We start from the raw sequence: 6435 nt of genomic DNA on the forward strand, positions 1-6435 counted from the left end.
CTCAGCATGAGGGCGTCGGGTGGAACAGGTCAGCCGCTGCCGATGAAGATGCCGGCCAGCAGCACCAGCAGGCCACCCAGCACGATCTGCACCAGGGCCGCGCCGAATGGCGTTTCCATGTAGCGCCACCGGATCCAGGCGATGGCCAGCAGTTCCACCACCACGACAATCCCGGCCACGGCCGTCGCCGTCCAGAAATCAGGGATGAGATAGGGCAGCGCGTGGCCGAGCCCGCCAATGGCGGTGGCCAGGCCGCAGGCCAGGCCACGGATCCAGGGCCGGCCGCGCCCCGTGATCGCGCCGTCATCCGACATGGCCTCGGTGAGGCCCATGGAGATGCCGGCGCCGACCGAGGCGGCGAGGCCGACCAGGAAGGTCTCATGCGTGCTCTGGGTGGCGAAGGCCGCGGCGAAGATGGGCGCGAGGGTGGAGACGGAGCCGTCGATCAGCCCGGCCAGGGCGGGCTGCACCACCTGCAGCACAAGCAGGCGCCGTGCGGTCGAGGACTCGCTCGCCTTGGCGGATTCGGTGAGATGCGTCTTCTCCAGCCGCTCCGCCACGGCCTCGTGCTTGCGCTCGATCAGGGCCAGGTCGCCCAGCAGGCGCCGCACATCCGTGTCCCGCGCGCGCTCCGCGGCACGGGCGTAGAACTCACCCGCCTCCAGTTCCATCACCGCGGCCTGGCGGCGCACCTGCTCGATGCGCAGCTCCTCGGCCAGCCAGACCGGGTTGCGGCGGAGGAAGCCGCGCACGTCCTGGCGGGTGATGAGGGGCAGCTCCCGGCCGAATTTCTCCTCATAGAGGGAGAGGAGGGAGCGCCGGTGCCCGTCCTCCTCCGCCGCCATGCCGTCGAAGACCGCGGCGGTGGCCGGGAAATCCCCGCGCAGCCGCATGGCGAAGGTCGCGTAGATGCGCGAGTCCTCTTCCTCATTGGCAATGGCCAGGGCGAGGGTCTCGGCTTCCGTCAGGTCCTCGAAGCGCTTCATGCGTCTTCGTAGCGCCGGAGCTGGCCCGAAGGGAAGAACAAGAAAATCAGCGGCTTAACCGCAATCGGGAGGCATTCTCGATTGCGGGCCGCAGATCAGGCCGGAACGGGCACCCGCCCGGCCAGCGGGTCCAGCAGCGCCTCGACCATGGCGGGCTCGTCCCAGGCGAGGCCCACCGTTACCACGGTCACCCGGGCGCGGAAGGCGGGCGGGATGCGGACGAAGTCCTTGCGCGTGGTCACGGGCATGGCGCGCAGCCGGTCCGCCTCCGCCATCAGCTCGCGCAGGTCGCCGGCATCATAGGGGTAGTGGTCGGCATAGGAGGCGCGGCCCGCGATGATCGCGCCGGCTTCCGACAGCGTGGTGAAGAACTTCCGCGGATTGGCGATGCCGCAGAAGGCGAAGACCGCCTGCCCGGCGAGCTGCGCCGCTTCCGGGCCCGGCACGGTGCGGGCCCGCAGCACGGGCATCCCCGGGGGCAGCTGGGCCAGGGCGCCGCATTCGTCATCGCCGATCAGCAGCGCGGCCTGGGCACGGCGGGCAGCGGCATGCACCGGCTCGCGCAGCGGGCCGGCCGGGATCACGCGGCCATTCCCGAAACCGTAGGAGCCGTCGATGGTGAGGAAGGACAGGTCCTTCTCAAGGGTGGGATTCTGCAGCCCGTCATCCATGACGATGGCCTGGGCCCCCGCCTCGACCGCCGCGCGGGCGCCGGCGGCACGGTCCGCGGCGATCCAGGTCGGGTGCTCGGCAGCCAGCAGCAGGGCCTCGTCGCCCACCGCGGTGCTGTCATGCCTGCCCGGCTCCACCCGGGCCGGGCCGCGCAGCTTGCCGCCATAGCCCCGGGTGAGGAAATGCACGGCGATGCCGCGATGCGCCAGGCGCCGCGCGATATCGAGGGCAAGGGTGGTCTTTCCCGCGCCGCCGGCGGTGGCGTTGCCGCAGCAGATCACGGGCACCGGCGCGCGCCAGCCCGGCCGCGCCACGCGCCGCGCGGTGGCCGAGGCATAGAGGGCGGCGATGGGGGAGAGCAGGGTGGGCGCGATTCCGCTGCCATCCCCGGTCCAGAAATCGGGGGCACGCATGGTGCCGTCGGGCTTCCTTATGCTGGTTCCACGCCAACCCCGCCCCCCAGGGGGGGTGAAGCCGGCAGGAGCGTCTCGATCGCGGTGGCCAGGCGCTCCGGCAGGGCCCCCGCATCCGCCGCGATCCGGGCGGCCGCCGTGGTCATGGACCGTGCCCGGTCCGCTTCGGTTAGCACGAGCAGAGCAGCCTCGGCCAGGGCGCCGGAATCCGCAACCCGCAGCGCGGCGCCCGCGGCCAGCATCCGTTCCACGATGGCCGTGAAGTTCCCGGTATGCGGGCCGAGAAGGATGGGGCAGCCCAGCCGCGCCGCCTCCAGCGGGTTCTGCCCGCCATGGGGCACGAGGGAGCCCCCGATCAGCGCCGCGCCGGCCACGCGGTAGAACAGGCCCAGCTCGCCCAGCGTGTCGGCGATGTAGAGCGCGGTGTCCGGCCCGGGCAGCGCGCCGGAGGAGCGGAGCGCCAGCGCATGGCCCGCCAGTTCGCGGGCAAGCGCGGCGCCGCGCTCGGGGTGGCGCGGGGCCAGGATGGTCAGCAGGCCGGGCAGGTCGCCGGAGAGGCGGGCATGGGCCTGGGCCACCTGCACCTCTTCCCCGGGATGGGTGCTGGCGGCCAGGAGCACCGGGCGCGTGCCGATTGCGGCCTTGAGCCCGGCCAGTGCCTGCTCCGGTGCGGGGAGGGGGTGGGCGGCGAATTTCAGGTTGCCCCAGGCCTCGGCCCTCTCCGCGCCCAGGGCCCGCAGCCTTTCGGCATCGGCTTCGGTCTGGGCGATCACGAGCCGGAAGGCGCCGAAGAGGCGGCGCGCCACGGATGGCATCCGGGCCCAGCCCTGGGCGGAGCGGGCGGAGAGGCGGGCATTCACCAGCGCCATGGGCACGCCCCGCTCAGCGGTCGCGAGGATGAGGTTCGGCCAGATCTCGCTCTCGATGAAAACCGCCGCATCCGGGCGCCATCCGTCGAGGAAGCGGGCCACATGCGCCGGCACGTCCAGCGGGACGAAGCGGTGCTGCACCCGGCCCGCCAGGGCGGGCGGCAGCCGCTCGGCGAGGAGCCGGGCGGCGGTGACGGTCCCGGTGGTGACGAGGAAGCGCAGCGCCGGGCGCGCGGCGGCCAGGGCTTCGATCAGCGGCAGGGCGGACTGGCTCTCCCCCACGCTGGCTCCGTGCAGCCAGAGAAGGGGGCCGGGCGGACGTTCCGCGCCCTCACCGCGGCGTTCGCGCAGCCGGTCCGGGTCCTCCTTCCCGCGCCGGGCGCGGCGCGACAGCCAGAAGGGAAGGAGCGGGGCGGCCAGGCTGGCCGTGGCGCGCCATGCCAGCAGCGGCAGGGTTCCGCGCCAGCCGCTCGCGGCGGATGGGGTGCTCAAGGACGGAGGCCCGGACGCATGGTCAGGCGGCGTCCCCGGGGGAGACATCCGCCACGGCCGGGAAGGCCGGCGGCGCGCGGCGTGCCAGGGCCTGGGCGGCGGCCAGTTCGGCCGCGCCGTCGCGGCCGGCGCGGCGGGCCTCGGCCCAGGCATCGGCCGCGTCGCAAGCCTCCGTCAGCGCCGTCTCCACCGCGGCGCGGCCGGCCTCGGCGGCATGGGGCGGCACGGTGAAGGGGGGATGCAGCACGATCAGCCCGCGCGCGAAGGGCAGGGGGATCACCATGCGGTCCCAGGACCGCAGGCGGAAATGGCGCGTGGTCATCGCCGCATAGGGAAAGACCGGCGCGCCCGAGACGGCGGCCAGCTGCCCCACCCCGGCGGCCGCCACGCGGCGGGGGCCACGCGGGCCATCCGGGGTGATCGCCACCACCCCGTCCTTGCGCAGGATCTTCAGCATGGTCCGCAGCGCCTGGCTCCCGCCCTTGGAGGAGGAACCATAGATCATGTCGAGATCGAAGCGGGCGACCACCTCGCCGATGAACACCCCGTCCCGGTGCTGGGAGACGAGCACCTGTGGCCGCTTGGGCCGGAGGGCCGGAATCAACCGCTGCATCCCGATCCAGGGGCGCGGGCCGAGCGCGATGCGCTCATGCCAGAAGGACAGGATGACCGGCCCGGGCTTTTCCCGAAGCGCCGCCATGGCGGCATCGCCCACCAGCGTCCAGCGCGTGGTGCGGTGGATCAGGGCGATATACAGCCCCAGCAGCCGGGCGGCGGCCGAGAGGAAGCGGGGGTGGCGCGTCAGCCGCCGGAGCATGGGAAACTGGCCATGGGAGCGGCGGCCCTAGCATGGGCGGGGCGGCAGGTCACGGGCAGGCTTCAGAGCAGGCCGAGATCCGAGAGGGCGCGCCGCATGCCCGGGGGCAGCTCGTCGATCCCCTCGGCCACCACGTCGCCTTCCGCGAGGTCGGGCGGGACCTTCTCGCCCTCAAGGTAGCGCCAGCCCTGGAAGGGCTTCATGGGGCGGGGATGCACGGGCACCAGCCCGGGCTGCAGGATCAGGGCCGTGGCGGCGGAGCCATCCGCGCGCTTCACCGGCTCGATGGCGAGGATGCGCTGGCGCACGCGCAGCACGCCCGCCACGACCCAGTAGAGCGAGCCCCCGCCTTCCAGGATCTCCGGGGCGCGCTTCGGGGTCATGCGGGTGACGTGGCGCAGCCCCTCGGGGCCGCAGGCGCGCAGGGCCTGGGCGCGCTCCATGGCCGCGACATCCTTCGGTCCAACGGCAAGCTTGATGAGATGCAGCACGCGCGCGATCTGCGCCCGCGCTCACCTTTCCGCAAGCGGCAAGCTGGCGCCCCGCGCCTTATCCATCGGTTAGGAAAGCACCGGGAAGATGGCGGCCCTGTCCAGATCGAGGAGCCGGCCAGAGCCATGCGCGCGTTCCAGAACCTCTCCGTCGCCCGCAAGCTGGGTGCCAGCGCCGGGCTGACACTCTCCCTTCTCAGCGGGCTCGTCGGGCTTGTCTGGTTCGAGGTGAGGGAGGTGGAAAGGGATCAGGCGCAGCTGCGCCGCGCCGCCGGGGTGCTCGCCCTGGTGGAGCAGGCGGGCGCGGAGGCATCGCAGGCACCGGCGGCCGCGGCCGATCTGGGCAATGCCCAGCTGCTGCCGATTGCCCAGCAGGCGGCGCAGCGGGGCATGGCCGCGCTGGCCGGCGCGCGGGATCTCGTGGAGCGCGCCGGAGGGCAGGTGGGGGATGCCGAGGCTTCCGCCGCGCTGCGGGCGGCCCTTCCCGCCACCCGCGCCTATGAGGCCGCGCTGGGCAGGATGCTGGAGGCGCGGCGCCGCATGATCGAGGCGCGCGACGACCGGCTCTACCGGCTGAACACGGAATTCGACCAGTCGCTTGAGGCCGTGCTGGGTGCCCTGGAATTCGAGGTGCCGGACCGGAGCCAGGTGGATGAGGTCCGCGGCCGGGTGATGGCCTACAGCAATGCGGTGAACGAGGCGCGGCTGGCGGTGCAGCGCTACCTGGTGACCGGGGAGGAGGCACAAGCCCGGCGGGTGCGCCGCGCCCTGGCGCAGCAGCGCGTGCATCTGCGGGGCGTGCAGTCCTATGCGGTCTCGGACCGGCTGAGGGACGACATCAACCGCATCGGCACCATCTCCGCCGGCCTGGCCGAGGCGTCCGAGACGATCCTGGCCGTGCTGGACGATCTGGCGAAGATCCGGGCCGAGGAGGCCGAGGCCGCCGCGGCAGCCCTTCGCGGCGCGCTGGGCGAGGCGACCCGCCTGCTGCGGGACGATGCGAATGCGCGCCGCGACGCCATGGACACCGCCCTGCTGGGAGTCGAGACCTTCACCCTATGGATCGGCCTGGCGGTGGCGCTGATCCTGCTGCTCTCCTCCTGGGCCAGCGCCCGCGCCATCGGCGCGCCGCTGCGCCGGGCCGCGACGCGGGTGCGCGCGATCGCCTCGGGCGACACCGCGCCCGGCACGGCGGCCGAGCTGCGGGACCAGGCCAGCAAGGACGAGACCGGCCGCATTGCCGCCGCGCTGGAGGAGCTGCGGGGCACGGTGGGGCGGGCCTTCGCCCAGGCGCAGATGATCGAGCAGATGCCGCTGGGGCTGATGGCGGCCGATCCCGCGCTCCGGATCACCCATGCGAATGCCGAGATGGCGGTGGTCCTTGCCCGGCTGGGCGTGGCGGAGCCGGTGGTGGGCCGCGCGCTGGAGGAACTGCCGCTGGAGGGTCTGCCCGCGCTGCGCGAGACCCTGTCCGATCCCTCCGCCCTGCCGCACCGGGCGCGGCTGCGGATCGGCCAGGAGGTGGTGGATCTGCAGGCCAGCGCCATCACCGACGGGCGCGGCGCCTATGCGGGCCCGATGCTCACCTGGCGCCTCGCCACCGAGGAGGCGCGGCTGGCCGATACCTTCGAGGCGGAGGTGGGCGCCGTGGTCGAGAACCTGGCGGGCGAGGTGGAGTCGCTGCGCCGCGCCGCC

6 protein-coding genes are annotated in these 6435 nt (G+C 73.6%); 1 reads left to right on the top strand and 5 read right to left on the bottom strand.

From position 1 onward, the window contains the following. Window positions 1–29: 29 nt before the first annotated feature. The 5 genes from mbfA to J8J14_RS22000 form a co-directional block, all read right to left on the bottom strand. Window positions 30–986 (bottom strand): iron exporter MbfA, encoded by a 957-nt coding sequence (mbfA, locus tag J8J14_RS21980; protein ID WP_209381690.1) that lies wholly within the window; start codon window positions 984–986, stop codon window positions 30–32. Between the two features lie 95 nt (window positions 987–1081). Next, window positions 1082–2071 (bottom strand): tetraacyldisaccharide 4'-kinase, encoded by a 990-nt coding sequence (gene lpxK, locus J8J14_RS21985; protein ID WP_209381691.1) that lies wholly within the window; start codon window positions 2069–2071, stop codon window positions 1082–1084. Between the two features lie 17 nt (window positions 2072–2088). Continuing rightward, complete coding sequence (locus tag J8J14_RS21990; RefSeq protein WP_245216068.1) at window positions 2089–3432, bottom strand: 3-deoxy-D-manno-octulosonic acid transferase; 1344 nt, start codon at window positions 3430–3432, stop codon at window positions 2089–2091. Between the two features lie 22 nt (window positions 3433–3454). After that, on the bottom strand, window positions 3455–4249 hold the full coding sequence (locus J8J14_RS21995) for a lysophospholipid acyltransferase family protein (protein ID WP_209381693.1): 795 nt from the start codon (window positions 4247–4249) through the stop codon (window positions 3455–3457). A gap of 62 nt (window positions 4250–4311) precedes the next feature. After that, complete coding sequence (locus J8J14_RS22000; RefSeq protein ID WP_209381694.1) at window positions 4312–4740, bottom strand: DUF1489 family protein; 429 nt, start codon at window positions 4738–4740, stop codon at window positions 4312–4314. A 126-nt stretch (window positions 4741–4866) separates the two neighbouring features. Between J8J14_RS22000 and J8J14_RS22005 the strand changes: the two genes are divergently transcribed. Further along, window positions 4867–6435 (top strand): methyl-accepting chemotaxis protein (locus tag J8J14_RS22005; RefSeq protein ID WP_209381695.1); only part of this gene is annotated, 1569 nt, incomplete at its 3' end.

It is taken from the genome of Pararoseomonas baculiformis (assembly GCF_017813395.1).
GTDB classification, from domain to species: Bacteria; Pseudomonadota; Alphaproteobacteria; order Acetobacterales; family Acetobacteraceae; genus Roseomonas; species Roseomonas baculiformis.

Excerpts from the sequence above, each read along its gene's own strand:
- mbfA (WP_209381690.1), bottom strand. The coding sequence starts at position 986 with ATGAAGCGCTTCGAGGACCTGACGGAAGCCGAGACCCTCGCCCTGGCC.
- J8J14_RS21995 (WP_209381693.1), bottom strand. The coding sequence starts at position 4,249 with ATGCTCCGGCGGCTGACGCGCCACCCCCGCTTCCTCTCGGCCGCCGCC.
- lpxK (WP_209381691.1), bottom strand. The coding sequence starts at position 2,071 with ATGCGTGCCCCCGATTTCTGGACCGGGGATGGCAGCGGAATCGCGCCC.